This window comes from Bacillus sp. Y3 (assembly GCF_008123875.1).
Taxonomy (GTDB): Bacteria; Bacillota; Bacilli; order Bacillales; family Bacillaceae; genus Bacillus; species Bacillus altitudinis.
The window spans coordinates 1-18175 of the sequence record NZ_VSSC01000013.1; the positions used below are offsets into that span (position 1 = coordinate 1).

Annotated in this window: 17 protein-coding genes, 1 tRNA gene, 1 rRNA gene, 1 other RNA gene, 1 pseudogene and 1 other annotated feature; of the genes and pseudogenes, 15 read left to right on the forward strand and 6 right to left on the reverse strand. The window is 39.8% G+C overall.

The window, feature by feature from the left end:
- Positions 1 to 73: ribosomal RNA gene (gene rrf, locus FXF70_RS19490) — 5S ribosomal RNA — on the forward strand; the annotation flags it as partial.
- 11 nt (positions 74 to 84) lie between these two features.
- Here rrf and FXF70_RS18690 read toward each other — a convergent pair.
- Entirely contained in the window at positions 85 to 1053 is a 969-nt protein-coding gene (locus tag FXF70_RS18690) for a YaaC family protein (protein ID WP_039962409.1), read from the reverse strand.
- Positions 1054 to 1174: 121 nt separating this feature from the next.
- Here FXF70_RS18690 and guaB point away from each other — a divergent pair, with 121 nt between their 5' ends.
- Positions 1175 to 2641, forward strand: a complete 1467-nt coding sequence (gene guaB, locus FXF70_RS18695) for an IMP dehydrogenase (RefSeq protein WP_008342039.1) — start codon at positions 1175 to 1177, stop codon at positions 2639 to 2641.
- Positions 2642 to 2801: 160 nt separating this feature from the next.
- Positions 2802 to 4127: a D-alanyl-D-alanine carboxypeptidase family protein gene (locus FXF70_RS18700; RefSeq protein WP_008342036.1), complete on the forward strand. Its 1326-nt coding sequence runs from the start codon at positions 2802 to 2804 to the stop codon at positions 4125 to 4127.
- Between the two features lie 42 nt (positions 4128 to 4169).
- Here the strand turns inward: FXF70_RS18700 and pdxR are convergent, their stop codons facing one another.
- Positions 4170 to 5648, reverse strand: a complete 1479-nt coding sequence (gene pdxR / locus FXF70_RS18705) for a MocR-like pyridoxine biosynthesis transcription factor PdxR (protein ID WP_148780890.1) — start codon at positions 5646 to 5648, stop codon at positions 4170 to 4172.
- Positions 5649 to 5894: 246 nt separating this feature from the next.
- On the opposite strand from pdxR, the gene pdxS reads away from it, so the two are divergent.
- The 5 genes and pseudogenes from pdxS to FXF70_RS18730 all read left to right on the forward strand — a co-directional run bounded on the left by pdxS (position 5895) and on the right by FXF70_RS18730 (position 10136).
- On the forward strand, positions 5895 to 6779 hold the full coding sequence (pdxS, locus tag FXF70_RS18710) for a pyridoxal 5'-phosphate synthase lyase subunit PdxS (RefSeq protein ID WP_025206589.1): 885 nt from the start codon (positions 5895 to 5897) through the stop codon (positions 6777 to 6779).
- A 20-nt stretch (positions 6780 to 6799) separates the two neighbouring features.
- Positions 6800 to 7390 carry a pyridoxal 5'-phosphate synthase glutaminase subunit PdxT gene (pdxT, locus tag FXF70_RS18715; protein WP_148780891.1) on the forward strand — a complete coding sequence of 197 codons (591 nt, stop codon included), beginning with the start codon at positions 6800 to 6802 and terminating at the stop codon, positions 7388 to 7390.
- 53 nt (positions 7391 to 7443) lie between these two features.
- Positions 7444 to 7659 (forward strand) — a binding site (T-box leader).
- 48 nt (positions 7660 to 7707) lie between these two features.
- Positions 7708 to 8982, forward strand: coding sequence for a serine--tRNA ligase (serS, locus tag FXF70_RS18720; protein ID WP_008342028.1), 1275 nt, complete (start codon positions 7708 to 7710; stop codon positions 8980 to 8982).
- A gap of 596 nt (positions 8983 to 9578) precedes the next feature.
- Positions 9579 to 9911, forward strand: a pseudogene (locus tag FXF70_RS19470) (methyl-accepting chemotaxis protein); the annotation flags it as partial.
- Between the two features lie 132 nt (positions 9912 to 10043).
- Positions 10044 to 10136: transfer RNA gene (locus FXF70_RS18730), tRNA-Ser, on the forward strand.
- Positions 10137 to 10220: 84 nt separating this feature from the next.
- Here FXF70_RS18730 and FXF70_RS18735 read toward each other — a convergent pair.
- From FXF70_RS18735 to FXF70_RS18750, 4 genes are all read right to left on the reverse strand, one after another.
- Positions 10221 to 10880 carry a deoxynucleoside kinase gene (locus FXF70_RS18735; protein ID WP_024719578.1) on the reverse strand — a complete coding sequence of 220 codons (660 nt, stop codon included), beginning with the start codon at positions 10878 to 10880 and terminating at the stop codon, positions 10221 to 10223.
- Positions 10877 to 11500, reverse strand: coding sequence for a deoxynucleoside kinase (locus FXF70_RS18740; protein WP_017366700.1), 624 nt, complete (start codon positions 11498 to 11500; stop codon positions 10877 to 10879). Before FXF70_RS18740 ends, FXF70_RS18735 begins: the two co-directional genes overlap by 4 nt.
- Before the next feature lie 79 nt (positions 11501 to 11579).
- The gene (locus FXF70_RS18745; protein WP_231131739.1) at positions 11580 to 12827 is read right to left on the reverse strand and encodes a glycoside hydrolase family 18 protein; all 1248 of its coding nucleotides are present in this window, start codon (positions 12825 to 12827) and stop codon (positions 11580 to 11582) included.
- Positions 12828 to 12926: 99 nt separating this feature from the next.
- Positions 12927 to 13481 carry a cysteine hydrolase family protein gene (locus tag FXF70_RS18750; RefSeq protein ID WP_041091587.1) on the reverse strand — a complete coding sequence of 185 codons (555 nt, stop codon included), beginning with the start codon at positions 13479 to 13481 and terminating at the stop codon, positions 12927 to 12929.
- Between the two features lie 79 nt (positions 13482 to 13560).
- Here FXF70_RS18750 and tadA point away from each other — a divergent pair, with 79 nt between their 5' ends.
- The 7 genes from tadA (at position 13561) to FXF70_RS18785 (ending at position 17951) form a co-directional block, all read left to right on the forward strand.
- Entirely contained in the window at positions 13561 to 14037 is a 477-nt protein-coding gene (tadA, locus tag FXF70_RS18755; RefSeq protein WP_008342015.1) for a tRNA adenosine(34) deaminase TadA, read from the forward strand.
- Between the two features lie 76 nt (positions 14038 to 14113).
- Positions 14114 to 14378, forward strand: an RNA gene (gene ffs, locus FXF70_RS18760) — signal recognition particle sRNA large type.
- A 330-nt stretch (positions 14379 to 14708) separates the two neighbouring features.
- Entirely contained in the window at positions 14709 to 16421 is a 1713-nt protein-coding gene (dnaX, locus tag FXF70_RS18765) for a DNA polymerase III subunit gamma/tau (protein WP_148780892.1), read from the forward strand.
- Positions 16422 to 16446: 25 nt separating this feature from the next.
- Entirely contained in the window at positions 16447 to 16770 is a 324-nt protein-coding gene (locus FXF70_RS18770) for a YbaB/EbfC family nucleoid-associated protein (RefSeq protein WP_008342011.1), read from the forward strand.
- A 15-nt stretch (positions 16771 to 16785) separates the two neighbouring features.
- On the forward strand, positions 16786 to 17382 hold the full coding sequence (gene recR / locus FXF70_RS18775) for a recombination protein RecR (protein WP_003218094.1): 597 nt from the start codon (positions 16786 to 16788) through the stop codon (positions 17380 to 17382).
- 14 nt (positions 17383 to 17396) lie between these two features.
- On the forward strand, positions 17397 to 17621 hold the full coding sequence (locus FXF70_RS18780; RefSeq protein WP_008342008.1) for a YaaL family protein: 225 nt from the start codon (positions 17397 to 17399) through the stop codon (positions 17619 to 17621).
- A gap of 66 nt (positions 17622 to 17687) precedes the next feature.
- Complete coding sequence (locus tag FXF70_RS18785; RefSeq protein WP_012009068.1) at positions 17688 to 17951, forward strand: pro-sigmaK processing inhibitor BofA family protein; 264 nt, start codon at positions 17688 to 17690, stop codon at positions 17949 to 17951.
- Positions 17952 to 18175: the final 224 nt, after the last annotated feature.

The following is an 18175-nucleotide window of genomic DNA, read 5'->3' on the forward strand; positions in this document are numbered from 1 at the left end:
ACACGGAAGTTAAGCTCTTCAGCGCCGATGGTAGTTGGGGGTTTCCCCCTGTGAGAGTAGGACGCCGCCAAGCTTTTCAAAGGATCAGTTCCAGTCGGAACTGGTCTTTTTTGTGTTTTCTTCTAGCAGCATCATGATATAAGCCGGAAACTTGTCCTCTGCAATCTCCATATAACGTTCAATCATGACATAATCATCACTAATATATTGAGATAAAAGCTCGTACCACCATTCTGTTTCGTAGCGGGCAATCATACTGAGGTTATACATTAACAAGTAATGGCTAATAATCTCAGGAATCCCTAAAAAGGCATCTCGTGTTGCTGGAATGAACCATTGATTCATCTCTAAATCATAATGAAGATGAGTAGCAAGAGCAGGGTTTTCTTCTGAAAATACATCAAATGTTAGTTTTTTAGCTTCTCGTTGCTTAAGCTTCCAAGTTGTATGGAACTCAAAATATTCAATAAAACGTTCGGCAGACATGTTATAGAGCAAGGGAATATGATCTTGAATCAACATGCCATTTGCTTGTTCTACTTTCACTAAAGTAGAGGGTTGTTTTTGAAACTCCAGAATATGACCCATTTCAGGTATTTTTGAAAGGAGATTGATCATCGTAAATCGTTCATCTTCAAGACCATTTAAATGAAATAAGTGCTTTAATACATGCATACATAATCCGTTTCGCTGAATCTTGACTTCATCCTCACTAAAACGATAATGTTGCTTCTTTCTTTTTCTTGAGGTTACACCGTGAGCTAAGACAGAGGTTTGAGAAGGATAGTCGGGATCCACTGTCAGCAAACATGCCTTTAACAGCTGTGCCATTCCATAAAACAATAAAATCGGTTTTAGTTCAAGTGGAGCTGATGCGGCTTGGTCATAAAATGTATGACCATGCTTTAAAAAGTAAATAAATCGTTCACAGTTTTTATAGGCCTGCTGGTTTGCCTCCTGAATGTTCCGTTTCTCGTACTGTTGAAATAGAAACTTTTGGGAAGTTTCAAGTGAGTAAAAACGTTTTAAATCCTTCCATCCTGAACTTTTCATCTTCTTCCTCAACTCTCTTTATATTTTCTAAAAATTGCAACTGTTTGTTGCTTCCTTGACATGCTGTTTCCTAGTTGATAATCTACATATAATATTTTGCCGAAAAGAGGGGGATTTACTAATGTGGGAAAGTAAATTTTCAAAAGAAGGTTTGACGTTTGACGACGTGTTGCTTGTTCCAGCAAAGTCTGAGGTGCTTCCGCGTGATGTCAATTTATCAGTTGAGTTAACAAGCACTTTAAAGTTGAACATTCCAATTATTAGTGCAGGAATGGATACTGTGACGGAATCACAAATGGCGATTGCAATGGCACGTCAAGGTGGTCTTGGAATCATCCATAAGAACATGTCTATTGAGCAGCAAGCTGAACAAGTGGACAAAGTAAAACGTTCAGAGCGCGGTGTTATTACAAATCCATTTTTCTTAACACCGGATCATCAAGTATTCGATGCGGAACATTTAATGGGTAAATATCGTATTTCTGGTGTACCAATTGTCAATAACGAACAAGATCAAAAGCTTGTTGGGATTATTACGAACCGTGACCTTCGTTTTATTTCGGATTATTCAATGAAGATTAGCGACGTGATGACAAAAGAGGAACTTGTGACAGCTTCTGTTGGAACAACATTAGAAGAAGCTGAAAAAATCCTTCAGCAATATAAAATTGAAAAATTACCTCTTTTAGATGACGAAGGAACATTAAAAGGTCTCATCACCATCAAAGATATTGAAAAAGTGATCGAATTCCCTAACTCCTCTAAAGATGCACATGGCCGTTTAATTGTTGGTGCCGCTGTAGGTGTCACTGGCGATACAATGACTCGTGTGAAAAAATTAGTAGAAGCCAATGTTGATGTGATCGTCATTGATACAGCACACGGTCATTCTCAAGGTGTTCTAGACACTGTATCGAAAATCCGTGAAACGTATCCTTCTCTTAATATCATTGCTGGTAACGTTGCAACAGCTGAAGCAACAAAAGCATTGTTTGAAGCTGGAGCAGATATTGTAAAAGTGGGTATTGGACCAGGATCGATTTGTACAACACGTGTTGTTGCAGGGGTCGGTGTACCACAAATCACAGCGATTTATGACTGTGCAACAGAAGCAAGAAAACATGGTAAATCTATTATTGCAGATGGTGGAATTAAATATTCAGGTGATATCGTGAAAGCATTAGCTTCTGGTGGACATGCTGTTATGCTGGGAAGCCTTCTTGCTGGTACATCTGAAAGCCCAGGAGAAACAGAAATTTTCCAAGGTAGACGTTTCAAAGTATATCGTGGTATGGGTTCTGTTGCTGCAATGGAAAAAGGAAGTAAAGATCGTTACTTCCAAGAAGATAATAAAAAATTCGTTCCAGAAGGTATCGAAGGACGTACACCATATAAAGGACCAGTTGTTGACACTGTTTACCAACTCGTTGGCGGTATTCGCTCTGGTATGGGCTACTGTGGAACACAGGACTTACGTACTCTTAGAGAAGAAGCACAATTCATTCGCATGACAGGTGCAGGTCTTCGTGAGAGTCATCCACATGATGTACAAATTACAAAAGAATCACCAAACTACACAATTTCTTGATAAATTGTGACAATCAAATTACATTTGACAGGGTCTATGACTCTGTCTATTTTTTTTGTCTTTATTGTGATAAAATTTATACTGTTGTGTCGAAATAAGCCCTTGTGGATTAAATATATATGAAAAACGTCGAAAAAAGATGAATACGGAGGTATGACGATTGAACAGCAAGATGTTGAAACAGCTTATGGTCTCTATCCTTGCATTGGCATTGATTGTTACTGCATTTACCCCAATGTCCAAAGCAAAAGCGGCTGAAGATCCATTCAATGTGAATGCGAAAGCAGCCATCCTTATTGAAGCTTCTACAGGTAAAATTCTTTATAGTAAAAACGCAGAACAAAGACTGCCTATTGCAAGTATGGCAAAGATGATGACAGAGTATCTATTACTAGAGGCGATTGCTGAAGGCAAAGTGAAATGGGATCAAACATATACGCCAGATGATTACGTGTACGAAATTTCTCAGGACCGCAGTTTATCCAATGTTCCATTGAGAAAAGATGGTTCGTATACTGTCAAAGAACTTTATCAAGCAACGGCTATTTATTCAGCAAATGCAGCAGCAATTGGTCTAGCAGAGGTAATCGCTGGATCAGAGTCGAAGTTTGTTGAAAAAATGAACGCAAAAGCAAAAGAACTTGGCTTAACCAATTACAAATTCGTGAATGCAACTGGATTAGAAAATAAAGACTTACATGGCAAACAGCCAAAAGGTACGGGTCCTGATGAAGAAAGTGAAGTTTCCGCAAAGGATATGGCTTTGCTTGCACAGCATCTCATCAAAGATCACCCAGAAATTCTTGAAACAGCAAGCATCGCGAAAACAAAGTTCAGAGAAGGCACAGATGATGAAATGGACATGCCAAACTGGAACTTTATGCTTAAAGGACTTGTGAAAGAATATGAAGGCGTAGACGGTCTGAAAACGGGCTCTACTGATTCAGCTGGTTCTAGCTTCACAGGTACAGCAAAACGTGGTGACATGCGTGTGATCGCAGTTGTCCTGAATGCTAAAGGGAATCTTCATACAGCTCGTTTCGATGTGGCGAAAAAATTGTTCGATTATGCCTTTAAAAACTTCACGATGAAAGAAATGTACAAAAAAGGCCAACAAATCAAGGGACATGAAAACATCGAAGTCGATAAAGGGAAAGATAAAGAAGTACCCGTCGTGACGAAAGAAGCTTTCTCTGTACCGGTTAAAAATGGTGATGAGAAGAGCTATAAAGCGAAAGTAAATATTGATAAAAAGAACCTAGAAGCTCCTATTAAAAAAGGAACGAAGGTTGGCATGCTGACGACTTCTTATTCTGGTGATGAGAAGGACTACGGCTATTTGAGTAAAGACCAATCAGGTGTTGAGCTTGTGACGAAAACAGGTGATGAAAAAGCAAACTGGTTCATCCTTGCAATGCGTGGTGTAGGTGGATTCTTCGCTGGCATTTGGGGCGGAATCGTCGACACAGTAAAAGGTTGGTTCTAATAAAAAAACTGCTCTCTATATGTGAGAGCAGTTTTTTTATCGTTAAAAGAAAAGAGATTGTTTGTGGTTTTGAGGTGTAGACAAGGCCTGCTGAAAAATACCACATAACTTTTCCATCCCTTCTGTCAGTGCCTTTTCGTTCACATAAGAAAAACTGAGACGTATATAATTCTGCTTCGGCTCTCCAGGATAGCAGACAGAGCCAGGCAGGAAGGTGATTTGCTGCTTCCGTGCCTCATGTAATAGGGCACGTGTATCGACCCAGGAAGGAAAGCTAAGCCACAAATTGAGCCCGCCCTGTGGGATTTGCCACGTGACGTCCTTTGGCGCATGTTTTGTCAACACATCCATCATCAAATCGCGTCTCACCTTCAAGGCAGTTCTTAATTTTTTCGTATGATCGATCATTTTCTTGGAAGTGAGAAACGGTAAGATCGCCTTTTGGGTGAGAAGCGGGCTCCCTAAATCATTATTGGCTTTTGCAGCTAATAAACGGTTAAATATAGAGCCTGACGCTGTAATGATTCCAATCCTGCATCCTGGAGCCAGTGTCTTGCTTAATCCTCGTAAATAAATGACGTGTCCATCGTGATCTAGGCTTTTAATGGGTGCCGGCGGTTTCTTTTCAAAATAAAGCTCACGATAAGGATCATCCTCTACAATGAGACAATCAATGCTTTGTGCCAGTAAAAGCAGCTGCTTTCTTCGTTTCATCGACATACTGGCGCCTGTAGGACTGTGAAAAGTAGGAATGGTATAGATGAGCTTTGGTTTATATTTATCACAAATGCTTTGAAGCTGTTTCATGTTCATTCCTTCATGATCGACAGGAACCGTAATAATTCGAGCCCCTCTCCCCATAAAGACATCAATTGCGCCTGGATAGGTGGGCGCCTCCATGACAACTACATCATCCGGCCCGATAAATGTACGTGCTACTAAATCAAGCCCTTGCTGAGAACCGCTAGTGACAAGGATATTTTCAGGAGTAGAAGGGACATCTAATTTTTCTAGAAATGATTGAATGACCTGACGAAGCTGAAGGTCACCTTGTATTTCTCCGTATTTTGACATGATTTGAGGATGCCGGGCTAGGACATGCTGCATTTCTTTTTCTAAATACCGGTTAGGTAAAAGACCAGGATCAATCATAGAGGAAGAAAGATTAATGGCTTCTTCGACATAGTGATACTGAGCGAATTGAGACCTTGGTAAATAATCAGGGATCGATAACTGCCAATCGAAAGAAGTAGATGACTGAACCGGGATGTCAGTTTGCTCATGCTGCTCATTCACAAACGTACCTTTTCCTTGTACAGTCGTTAAAAATCCGTCGTCCTTAAGCCGTGTATAGGCTTTTGCTACTGTGACAAGACTTACATTCAGCTGTTTCGCTAGATCACGTACAGTCGGCAGCTTATCGCCTTGTTGAAGCAGACCTGATTGAATGTGATCAACGATGGAATAGTAGATCTGATTCGAAAGAGATGTATCTGAATGTCGATGGATATCAATATGCATGAAAATCCTCCAATGGGTGTGGAATTGTTATAGATGTTTTCGAATTGTTATAGATGTATTATAACATGTTAATAACACTTAAAAGAGGGAATGATGCTTTTTTAACTATGAAACCTTGATATATAAGGGTTTCTTCTTTTTTGTGAGCTGATTGAATTGTTATACTATTCTCTTTATTGTTATACTCTAACGCTTGTATGATAAAGGTGTTGAATTAATCGAATAGACAAATGGGAGGAAACAATTGTGAGCAATAAGGGAACTGAACGAGTAAAACGTGGAATGGCAGAAATGCAAAAAGGTGGCGTCATTATGGATGTCGTCAATGCTGAGCAGGCAAAAATCGCAGAAGAAGCAGGCGCAGTGGCAGTAATGGCACTAGAACGAGTACCAGCTGATATCCGTGCAGCAGGCGGTGTTGCCCGTATGGCAGACCCAAGAATCGTGGAAGAAGTACAAAATGCAGTAACGATTCCAGTCATGGCAAAAGCACGTATCGGCCACATCGTGGAAGCTCGTGTTCTTGAAGCACTTGGTGTTGATTATATTGATGAGAGTGAAGTGCTGACGCCCGCAGATGAGGAATTCCATTTAAATAAAAATGAATACACGGTTCCTTTCGTATGTGGCTGCCGTGATCTAGGTGAGGCGACTCGCCGTATTGCAGAAGGCGCTTCAATGCTACGTACAAAAGGTGAGCCTGGTACAGGAAATATTGTAGAAGCTGTTCGTCATATGAGAAAGGTCAATGCTCAAATTCGTAAAGTGGCGGCAATGAGTGAAGATGAATTGATGACAGAAGCCAAGAATCTGGGCGCACCTTATGAATTATTGGTTCAAATTAAAAAAGAAGGCAAATTGCCAGTTGTAAACTTTGCAGCTGGAGGTGTTGCGACACCAGCAGATGCAGCATTAATGATGCAGCTTGGAGCAGATGGTGTATTTGTCGGCTCTGGTATCTTCAAATCAGACAATCCAGCTAAGTTTGCAAAAGCGATTGTAGAAGCAACGACTCATTTCACAGATTACCGTCTAATTGCAGAGCTTTCTAAAGAGCTTGGAACAGCGATGAAAGGAATTGAAATTTCAAATCTATTGCCAGAAGAGCGTATGCAAGAGCGTGGCTGGTAATTAAGGGAGCGCAAACGAACATGCTAACAATTGGTGTACTAGGGCTTCAAGGAGCGGTGAGAGAGCATATTCAATCGATTGAAGCGTGTGGCGCAGCGGGAAAGATCATCAAACGGGTAGAGGAGTTAGAAATTGTTGACGGTCTCATTATCCCTGGTGGTGAAAGTACGACGATGAGAAGACTCATGGATACGTACCAATTCATTGAACCGATTAAAGCGTTCGCTGCTCAAGGTAAACCGATATTTGGGACTTGTGCCGGTTTGATTATGCTGGCAAAGCATATAGAAGATCGAGAAGATGCTCATCTTGGACTGTTAAATGTATCTGTTGCACGTAATTCGTTTGGCAGGCAGGTAGACAGCTTTGAAGCAGATGTAGAAGTGAAAGGACTGGATGCGCCGTTTACAGGAGTGTTCATCCGTGCGCCTCATATCATCAGCGTAGATGAGAGCGTAGAGGTCATGGCTGAGTATGACGGCAGGATTGTGATGGCGAAAGAAAACAATATCTTAGGTTGTTCTTTTCATCCAGAGCTGACAGATGACCACCGGTTAACACAGCTGTTTGTTGAGATGGTGGAGTCCTATAAAACGAAGCTTGCTGTATAAAACGGTTGAAAAGAGATAAAACTTATAGTACATTAAAATCACAATCAAAGATCGAAAAAGCGTTGACGGGAAATAGTAAGAAGCCCCTCTTTCTCAGAGAGCCGATGGTTGGTGAGAATCGGTGAAAGATGCATTCTGAATCCATCCTTGAGCGAAATGCTGAAACACGAAGTAAGCATTTACGGTGATGCCGTTACAGAGGAAAGAGGAAAGCATGCTTTTGGCGTGTTTTCAATCAGGGTGGCAACGCGAGAGCTCTCGTCCCTTTCATGGGATGAGAGCTCTTTTTATTTTTCGATAAAAAAGGAGTGTTACACATGCTGGATATTAAACAACTGCGCACGGATTTTGATCAAATCAAAGAAAAATTAGCCCATCGAGGTGAAGATTTAGCGGATTTTGATAAGTTTGGTGAACTGGATCAAAAAAGAAGAGAATTAATCGGCAAAACAGAAGTATTAAAGAGCCGAAGAAATGAAGTATCACAGCAAGTGGCTGTTCTAAAAAGAGAAAAGAAAGACGCCGATCACATTATTCAAGAAATGCGTGAGGTAGGCGATGAGATTAAGAAGTTAGATGATGAATTAAGAACAGTAGAGGAAAGCCTGCAAACCATCCTGTTCTCAATTCCAAACATCCCTCATGATTCTGTACCAGTCGGTGAAACAGAAGATGACAACATTGAAGTGAGAAAATGGGGCGAACAGCCAGCCTTCTCATTTGAACCAAAGCCGCATTGGGATGTAGCAGATGAGCTGAAGATTTTAGATTTTGAACGTGCAGGAAAAGTGACAGGAAGCCGTTTCGTTTTTTATAAAGGGCTAGGCGCACGGTTAGAGCGGGCACTTTATAACTTTATGCTGGATTTACACGTAGATGAATTTGGTTTTACTGAAGTACTACCACCTTATATGGTCAACAGAGCAAGCATGACAGGAACTGGACAGCTTCCAAAGTTTGAAGAGGATGCTTTTAAAATTCGAGAAGAAGATTATTTCCTCATTCCAACGGCTGAAGTGCCAATTACGAACATGCACCGTGACGAAATTCTTGAAGGAGAGCAGCTGCCAATCAATTATGCAGCATTTAGTGCTTGCTTTAGATCAGAAGCTGGTTCTGCCGGCAGAGATACACGCGGACTCATCCGTCAGCACCAATTTAACAAAGTAGAGCTTGTGAAATTTGTCAGACCAGAAGATTCTTATGAAGAATTAGAGAAACTAACAAACCAAGCAGAAAAAGTTCTTCAATTATTGAACCTGCCATACCGTGTCATGAGCATGTGTACAGGAGATTTAGGCTTTACGGCTGCGAAGAAATACGATATCGAAGTATGGATTCCAAGCCAAAATACGTATCGTGAAATTTCTTCTTGCAGTAACTTTGAAGCGTTCCAAGCGAGACGAGCAAACATTCGTTTCCGCCCTGAGCCTAAAGCAAAGCCAGAACACGTCCACACATTAAATGGATCTGGTTTAGCAGTAGGAAGAACTGTTGCAGCCATTTTAGAAAACTATCAACAAGAGGATGGAACAGTGATCATTCCTGAGGTGTTACGTCCTTATATGGGAAATAAAGAAGTGATAAAATAAGATGCCGTCATGGCATCTTATTCTTTTTACCTAAACTTCTACAGCTTTTCTAAAATAAGCCGATAAAAGAACTAAAAGCATCTAGGAAAGAAGGAATAACCTTGAATAGGCTTGACTATTATGTTGAAATGGCTCAATTACTCAGAAAAGTTCTAGATGAAAGTGTCCTTTTCGGCATCACTGATACAGAAAAGGTACTTTGCTATTATCCATCGACCACAGTAGATTTTGGCATTAAAGTAGGGGACGCTTTAAACCCAGAGGACCAAAACGTGGCGACGACATTAAGAGGACAAGAATATGATGGGCATTTGCCAGAGTCTTTATATGGTTATGAAATTGCTGTAAAAGGTTATCCGATTTTTGATGAAGATAGAAAAGTGATTGGCTCTTTTTTAGTGGCTTTTTCACATCATCGTGAGAAGAAATTAAGCGGCTATATGGAACATATCAATAAAGTAGCGAAAGAGTTACAAGGTGGAATTGAGCAAATTGCTGCTCATTCTCAAGAACTGGCTGCGACAAGCTTAGAAATTAGTGAGCAGGCCGGAAGAGCAGAAGAGAAATCCGCAAACATTGAAGAAGTCGTCAAAACCATTGGCGGTATTGCGAGACAAACAAACCTGTTAGGACTCAATGCTGCAATTGAAGCGGCAAGAGCAGGTGAAAATGGAAAAGGCTTTGCTGTTGTTGCAGACGAGGTACGTAAGTTATCAGATGGATCAAAGGAAGCAGCTGAAACCATTAATGCATTTTTAAAAGAAATCCAAGACAGCATTGGCACTTTATCTGAAAATATCTCACAAATCAGCAGTTCAACAAACGAACAAGCTAAACAAGTGACAGACTTTACAAAGATTATTGAGTCATTAAATGATTTTAAAGAAGAGATGAATACTTTTATTGAAGAAATTAGACAGGATACGTAATAAATGAAGAGCAGCCGATAATCGGCTGCTTTTTATAGGCTAAACTTCATACCAAAATCAAATATTGAAATTTTTTTCGAAAAGATGTTGACTTAAAATAAGATGATATGATATATTAATTCTTGTCGATACGGAGGAATACCCAAGTCCGGCTGAAGGGATCGGTCTTGAAAACCGACAGGGGTGTCAAAGCCCGCGGGGGTTCGAATCCCTCTTCCTCCGCCATATTGATTTTACCTTAGTTGAATTGAAACGCATAAAAATTGGAAATTGTCAAACCGCTGCATTCGAGAAATGCAGCGGTTTTTTTTATTTTGTGTTAGAGCGATTTTTTTGAATAACAGAAGCAATTTCATGAAGAATTGGATCAAGTGAGCTTTCATCATGAAGTAAGTCATAATCTTCAATGTTAATTTTAATCACAGGGCACAAATCAAATTGTTCGATCCATTCTGTATATCTAGTGTACATTTCTTCCCAATATGCTCGATCGGTTTGAGTTTCCATCTCTCTCCCGCGCTCTTCAATACGATGTAATATATGATCTAAATCCCCATGTAAGTAGATAAGGACATCTGGGTGAGGGAAGTAAGGTGTCATCACCATCGCCTCAAATAGACTCGTATACGTTTCATAGTCTACCTCTGACATGGTACCTTTGTCTGCGTGCATTTTAGCAAAAATACCAGTGTCCTCATAAATGGACCGATCTTGTACATAACCTCCACCAGACTCGAAGATTCGTTTCTGCTCCTTAAAACGTTCAGCTAGAAAATAGACCTGTAAATGAAAGCTCCATCTTTGGAAATCTGAATAAAAAGGCTCTAAGTATGGATTATCATCTACTTTTTCGAGAGAAGTTTGAAATCCTAGCTTGTCCGCTATTGTTTTCGTCATGGTCGATTTTCCGACACCAACTGTCCCTGCAATTGTAATGACAGCATCCTTTGGTATTTCAATATTTTTCATAGTACTTGCTCCTTTATGTTCTGTACAATTTGCTGGTAATCTTGCTGTGAGGAAACGAAGTCTGTATGATCGCCTTCAATTGTAATGATAGGAAGACCTGGGTCAGTTTGTTTTAAATGCTCGATGGCTAACTCATAATCTTCAATCAGAGTTTTTAAATAAGCTGGATCAATGTCTTCTTCAAAAGATCGGCCTCTCATCTTTATTCTATCAAGTAAGGTGGGAAGGCTGGCTTTTATATAGATCATGGCATTTGGTTTAGGAAGATCATCTGTCAGCAAGTGATAGATCTTTCTGTATTTATCCATGTGCTTTTTGGATAAGGTTCTTTCTGCAAAGATCATATTTTTATAGACATGATAATCAGTGACAATCGGCTGCTGTTTTTTGACATAGTTCTCTTCAATAGATTCTAACTGTTTAAACCGATTGCATAGAAAGAACATCTCAAGCTGAAAGCTCCATTGTTCCATATCTTCATAAAATTTATCTAAGAATGGATTTTCTTCTACAATTTCTTTTACTAAAGGAAATTGAAATTCCTTTGAAAGCATTGTAGCCAAGGTTGTTTTTCCGGCTCCAATTGGGCCTTCCACTGCAATAAAAGGGGCAGGATACATAGGCGTTCTCCTCTATCTATAAAGTTGTCAAACCAATGTATATTGTACCATACCCCTTCTGAGAGATAGAGCGTATGAATTACGATGTCGTTCTTTTTTCAATATTAAATTGATCTGATAACAACAACCAGTTTTGTGGGAAGGATAGACCTAATTTCCAGTAAGCAATTCCATTTAGGTTTAACTCTTTAATGAGATTAAATTTGGCTTGAATGGATCTTGCATCTTCAAACCAAACCTCGTGTTCTTTGTTGTTAGCATCTGTATAACGGAAATAAGGTGCTTGTGCTGTTTTGTCATATAAAATAGATACATTATTCTCTCTAGCAATGGCGATCGCTTGTTGAGGGCTGACGGCTTTGGCGATAGGGCCTCCTTGAACATAAGGGAGTGTCCAATCATATCCATATAAATTCTGCCCCATCACAATTTTATTGGCAGGTATGACAGTCAGTGCATATTCAATGACTTGGCGGACAGGGCCGATCGGAGAGACGGCTTGTGCAGGCCCACCGCTGTAGCCCCACTCATAAGTCATTAGCACAACATGATCAACAATCTTTCCAATTGCTTCATAGTCATGCGCCTCATACCATTTTCCTTTCTGTTCACTGCTTGTTTTAGGAGCGAGTGCCACAGAAATAGTCCAACCCTGTTGATGAAAACGAGTTGTTGCTTCTCTTAAAAATTGAAGGTAGGCTTCTTTATCAACAGGGCGTAAATATTCAAAGTCAAAATGGATTTCTTTTAATTGATACTTTTGAGCAACGCGGACGATTTCATTTAATAATGTCGTTTTGACAGATTGATTTGTTAAAAGGATTCGCCCGAGTTCATCACTAAATTTATCATTCTCTAGATTTGTGACCACCATGGATAAAACCGTTCTGCTTTGAGCGGCAATCTGAGGCAATTGATCTAATGGTGGCTCGCGAAGTGTTCCGTCTCTTTGTGCTTGAAAACTAAAAGCGCCGAGATGTGTTAAGTATGGAGATGCCTCTCTGGCTGCTTGCTTTAAATTTTCGCTGACTTGGTTTCCGCGTGGTTCTATATAAGCATTAGAATTAATATTTCTTTTCGGTCTTTGTGGAATATAAAGCAAGAAGCGAATAGGCAATATAGCTTCAGGTCGAATCCGATTCACACGTGCCAATTCTTCTACCGAAATTTGAAATCTTCTTCCAATTTGATAAAGTGTATCATTTTGTTTGACCTCATAAAATTGACCTCTAATAGGGATGACAATTGTTTGTCCAACGACTAGTTGATTTGGTGTTTCGATGTCGTTGGTCCGAATGATTTCATTTACCGTTGTTTTAAAACGCATGGCAATCTCATTTAACGTATCTCCTCTTTTGACAACATAAATTTGAATGGTCAACGCCCCCTTTGTTATTGCTAACAATTTATGAGGGTGATGGGTAAATCATGTTTGATTTTCATCCGTGATCTCTTTAGTGGTTGTGATTTTGGCGAGAAGAACGTTCTCCATCATCGTTAAAGCGTACTCGTTGTCCCTATCATCATTTGAAGCAATACAATCTTTAGGTACAGTGAGGTTGTACTCTCGCATGTAAGCGTCATTTGCAGTGAACAGGACACAGATGTTTCCGGCAATTCCAGTTAAAATAAGTTCTTGCACACCTAATTCATTTAGGAGTGTCTCTAGTGCTGTTCCGTAAAAGGCAGAGTGCTTAGGTTTAATTAAGAAGTAATCATCTTTAGATGGTGCCATTTGCTCTAAAATAGGGGCACTTCTTTCGTTTTTACATGTTTCCATAACAGCTTTGATATCAGCCTTCCAGAGTCCATAGTGGTCGTTGATATAGATAATTGGCCAATTTTTCTTGAAAGCGTGTTGTTTAAGGGCTAAAATTTTATTGGTCATTTGCTCTGTTTTTTCAGCGAGCACATGTCCCATTTCGAAATCAAAATTATTGATCATGTCAATAATAAGCAGTGCCTTTTGTTGTTTTGGCAAATCAAGACCCCCTTTAAAAGATTGTGATAATATGTTAACCTCAATATCCTTTAAAAAAACATGAAAAGAGAGCCGTGCTATGACGAAAGATGAACAGTTTATGCAAGAAGCTATTTCTGAAGCTTTGAAAGCAAAACAAATAGGAGAAGTTCCAATCGGTGCCGTCATCGTTGTTGATGATCAAATTGTAAGCCGTGCTCACAATTTAAGGGAAAGTGAACAGCGATCAATTGCTCATGCGGAATTACTTGCTATTGATGAAGCGTGTAAAATGACTGGTAGCTGGCGTTTAGAAGATGCTGTACTTTATGTTACACTCGAACCGTGCCCAATGTGTGCAGGCGCTATTGTACTTTCAAGAGTGAAAAAGGTCGTTTTTGGTGCCTATGATCCTAAAGGTGGATGTGCTGGTACTTTAATGAATTTATTGGACGATGAGCGGTTCAATCATCAGTCTGAAGTCATTGGCGGTGTGCTTGAAAATGAGTGTGGTGAGCTGTTAAGTCAGTTCTTTCGAGACCTCCGTCAGCGTAAGAAGCAGGCGAAAAGTAAATGAATGGATGTCGTTTGCAATTTTATCACTTAGAAGGTATACTTATGTCTGCGTCACCAACAATTTAATATTCATTTTGCCGTGCTAAGCGGGGAGGTAGCGGTGCCCTGTACTCGCAATCCGCTCTAGCGAGGCCGAATCCCTTCTCAAGGTTCGTTTACTTCAAGGTCTGCCTTAAATAAGTGGTGTTGACGTCTGGGTCCTGCGCAATGGGAATTCATGAACCATGTCAGGTCCGGAAGGAAGCAGCATTAAGTGAAACCTCTCATGTGCCGCAGGGTTGCCTGGGCCGAGCTAACTGTTTAAGTAACGCTTGGGGTAGCGAATCGACAGAAGGTGCACGGTAAATCAATATTAAATGTAACTCATCTAGTTTATCTAGGTGAGTTTTTTGTTGCTATTGAAAGAATATATCAGTTGTTTTGTTTATACAAATAGTAAAAAAGCCATTTTCGGGTGAGGTATTTTTGAAGCAATTCATAAAGGGAACGAATGTTCTTGTTGATCTGACAGACATTTTCAGAAAGCAAGAAAACACGTTTTTTAATCAAGAAAAGTAAAAAGTCTTTAAAGGAAATGCTCTTTTTCGTTTATTAGAAAATAAAGGTGTACTTTTGAATTGATCGTTGCATCATGTATAATGAACATGATGATAAATGGAGGAGGGCGTATTTGTGAGTTATCAAGCTTTATACCGAGTGTTCAGACCTCAAGTTTTTGAGGATGTTGTTGGACAAGAACACATCACAAAAACGTTGCAAAATGCCCTTTTGCAGAAAAAGTTTTCTCATGCTTACTTATTTTCAGGTCCTAGAGGAACAGGTAAAACAAGTGCTGCCAAGATTTTTGCGAAAGCAGTGAACTGTGAAAAGTCACCTGTTAGTGAGCCGTGTAATGAGTGTGATGCCTGTAGAGGGATTACGACCGGTTCGATTTCAGACGTGATTGAAATAGATGCTGCCTCAAATAACGGGGTAGATGAAATTCGGGATATACGTGATAAAGTGAAATTTGCTCCTTCAGCGGTTACATATAAGGTTTATATTATAGATGAGGTACATATGCTCTCTATCGGGGCATTTAATGCACTTCTTAAAACGCTAGAGGAACCACCTGCTCATTGTATCTTTATTTTGGCTACCACAGAGCCTCATAAGATTCCTCTTACCATCATATCAAGATGTCAGAGATTTGATTTTAAACGGATCACGACAAAAGATATAGTTGGACGAATGGAGAAAATTGTAGATGCAGAAAGCCTAAATATACAAGAGGGTTCACTCGAGATTATTGCTAGTGCGGCAGATGGAGGCATGCGTGACGCACTCAGTCTCCTTGACCAAGCGATCTCATTTAGTGGTGAACAGCTCACAATTGATGATGCACTGCTCATTACAGGTGCTGTATCTCAGCATTTCATTAGTCAGCTTGCTGAAGCCATTTTTGAGCAAAATATTGCGATAGCGCTGGATACGTTAAATGAATTGCTTCAACAGGGGAAAGATGCCGCGAAATTAATAGAGGATATGATCTTCTACTTTAGAGATATGCTTCTTTACAAAACAGCACCGGATCTTGAAGGTGTCCTTGAAAAAGTCAAAGTCGACGATAAGTTTGTGGCTCTTTCAGAACGTGTGGCACCTCAGTTTCTTTATGAAACGATTGAAGTGCTGAATAAAAGCCATCAGGAAATGAAATGGACAAACCACCCTAGAATTTTCTTTGAAGTAGCTGTGGTTAAGCTCTGTCAGTCAACGGCTGGTGCTGTATCATCTCCGGCTGATTCCGACCTAACAGCGTTAACGAATAAAATAGACAGGCTGGAACAGGAGCTATCTAGGCTAAAAGCTGAGGGTGTTCCAATGACTCAGTCTCAGAGTCCTCAAGCAAAAACGGAAGCACCTCGACCTCAAACGAGTAATAAAAATGGTTATCGTGCACCTGTCGGTCGAATTCATGAGATTTTAAAAGAAGCGAAGCGACCGGAACTAGAAAAAATAAAAGGCAAATGGGGAGAGCTTCTTGCTCAATTAAAACAGCAAAATAAGGTATCTCACGCTGCGCTATTAACAGATAGTGAACCAGTTGCGGCGGCAACTCATGCCTTTGTTTTAAAATTCAAATTTGAAATACATTGTAAGATGGTGGCTGAAGATAAAAGTGGTGTTCGAACCAATCTTGAGCAACTGCTAGAATCTATGCTAGGAAAAAGAGTGGAATTAGTTGGCGTTCCTGACGCTCAATGGGGTAAAATAAGAGAAGAATTTTTAAGAGATCATCAGCCTGAAGAACAAGCAGATGGTCAGGCAACTTCTGCTGAAGAAGATCCATTAATTGCAGAAGCAAAGAAGTTAGTAGGAACCGATTTAATTGAAATTAAAGATTAACAATTTGAAAGAGAGTGGTGTTCATATGCGCGGTGGAATGGGAAATATGCAAAAAATGATGAAACAAATGCAAAAAATGCAGAAGGATATGGCTAAGGCTCAAGAAGAGCTTGCAGAAAAAGTCCTTGAAGGTACGGCAGGTGGCGGCATGGTCACTGTAAAAGTAAATGGACAAAAAGAAGTCGTTGATGTGGCGATTAATGAAGAAGTTGTTGATCCTGAAGACATCGATATGCTTCAAGACCTTGTACTTGCAGCAACAAATGATGCATTGAAAAAAGTTGATGAACTAACGAATGAAACAATGGGTCAATTCACAAAAGGAATGAACATGCCAGGTTTATTCTAGGAGGAATAACTGAAGATGCAATATCCTGAACCAATATCAAAGCTGATTGATAGCTTTATGAAATTGCCAGGAATCGGACCTAAAACTGCGGTCCGTCTGGCTTTTTTTGTTCTTAGTATGCAAGAAGATGTCGTGCTGGATTTTGCGAAGGCACTTGTTAATGCAAAGCGTAATTTAACTTATTGTTCTGTTTGCGGACATATCACCGACCAGGATCCTTGCTATATTTGTGAAGATACAAGAAGAGATCAATCTGTGATCTGTGTCGTGCAGGATCCAAAAGATGTGATCGCAATGGAAAAAATGAAAGAATACAACGGCTTATATCATGTGCTTCATGGTGCTATTTCACCAATGGACGGAATTGGGCCAGAGGATATTAAAATTCCTGACCTATTAAAAAGATTGCAAGACGATCAAGTCACAGAGGTCATTCTTGCAACCAATCCAAACATTGAGGGAGAAGCAACGGCCATGTATATCTCTAGATTGTTGAAACCATCAGGAATTAAACTCTCTCGCATTGCTCACGGACTCCCAGTAGGTGGAGACTTAGAGTATGCGGATGAAGTCACACTTTCTAAGGCTCTAGAAGGCAGACGTGAGATGTAGGAAGGAGAAGTACCATGGGTTTTCTTCGCAGAAAATCAATTCGAAAAGAATTCGATGAGATATTAATTCAACAGCTTTTTAAGCAAAAGGAAGAATGGAACAGACAAAAAAAGCTTGTCGCAAATAGCGTTGAGCCTTCACCGGACATTCTATTCGAATTAAAGCTTGCTCAAGCGAAGTACTTTTTCTATCTGAGAGAAGCGAAAAAGAGAAATTTACGTTTAAACAACTGGAGATAGCAGGTCTATTTTCCATAATCCTCTCATATGCTTGTACTATTCATATGAAGAGGAGATGAGAGGATTATGGAACCTGTTATTGTGATTGGTTCAATTTTGTTAGCTGTTTTATTGTTGTTTATGTCGGGTGTTCAAGCGAATCCATTCAAATGGTTAGGGCTTATCGGAATAAAATTTGTCGCAGGCGCTCTTTTTTTATTTTGTCTCAATTTATTCGGCGAGAGTTTAGGGCTTCATGTTTCCATTAACCCTGTAACGAGCGGAATTAGTGGTTTGTTGGGCATTCCAGGTGTAGCAGCTTTAGTCGTAATTGAAAAGTTTATTATTTAATGCAAAATATTGTTGACTTTGATTATATATGGTGGTAAATTAATATACGTCGCTGATGACGAAGAAACGAAAAAACATAATAACAAAAAAGTTGTTGACACTAACAACTTGGATGTGATAAGATGTTCTAGTCGCTTCTGAAGCGGTAAACAAGTTCTTTGAAAACTAAACAAGACAAAACGTACCTGTTAATTCGAGTTTTTATAAAAAAATCCTATGATACA

Bases quoted from the DNA above. Each gene is read 5' to 3' on its own strand.
- tadA (WP_008342015.1), top strand. From the start codon at position 13,561: ATGACGAAAGATGAACAGTTTATGCAAGAAGCTATTTCTGAAGCTTTG.
- FXF70_RS18745 (WP_231131739.1), bottom strand. From the start codon at position 12,827: ATGCGTTTTAAAACAACGGTAAATGAAATCATTCGGACCAACGACATC.
- FXF70_RS18740 (WP_017366700.1), bottom strand. From the start codon at position 11,500: ATGTATCCTGCCCCTTTTATTGCAGTGGAAGGCCCAATTGGAGCCGGA.
- FXF70_RS18780 (WP_008342008.1), top strand. From the start codon at position 17,397: ATGGGTTTTCTTCGCAGAAAATCAATTCGAAAAGAATTCGATGAGATA.
- FXF70_RS18770 (WP_008342011.1), top strand. From the start codon at position 16,447: ATGCGCGGTGGAATGGGAAATATGCAAAAAATGATGAAACAAATGCAA.
- guaB (WP_008342039.1), top strand. From the start codon at position 1,175: ATGTGGGAAAGTAAATTTTCAAAAGAAGGTTTGACGTTTGACGACGTG.
- FXF70_RS18785 (WP_012009068.1), top strand. From the start codon at position 17,688: ATGGAACCTGTTATTGTGATTGGTTCAATTTTGTTAGCTGTTTTATTG.
- pdxT (WP_148780891.1), top strand. From the start codon at position 6,800: ATGCTAACAATTGGTGTACTAGGGCTTCAAGGAGCGGTGAGAGAGCAT.
- FXF70_RS18735 (WP_024719578.1), bottom strand. From the start codon at position 10,880: ATGAAAAATATTGAAATACCAAAGGATGCTGTCATTACAATTGCAGGG.
- pdxR (WP_148780890.1), bottom strand. From the start codon at position 5,648: ATGCATATTGATATCCATCGACATTCAGATACATCTCTTTCGAATCAG.
- FXF70_RS18690 (WP_039962409.1), bottom strand. From the start codon at position 1,053: ATGAAAAGTTCAGGATGGAAGGATTTAAAACGTTTTTACTCACTTGAA.
- recR (WP_003218094.1), top strand. From the start codon at position 16,786: ATGCAATATCCTGAACCAATATCAAAGCTGATTGATAGCTTTATGAAA.
- serS (WP_008342028.1), top strand. From the start codon at position 7,708: ATGCTGGATATTAAACAACTGCGCACGGATTTTGATCAAATCAAAGAA.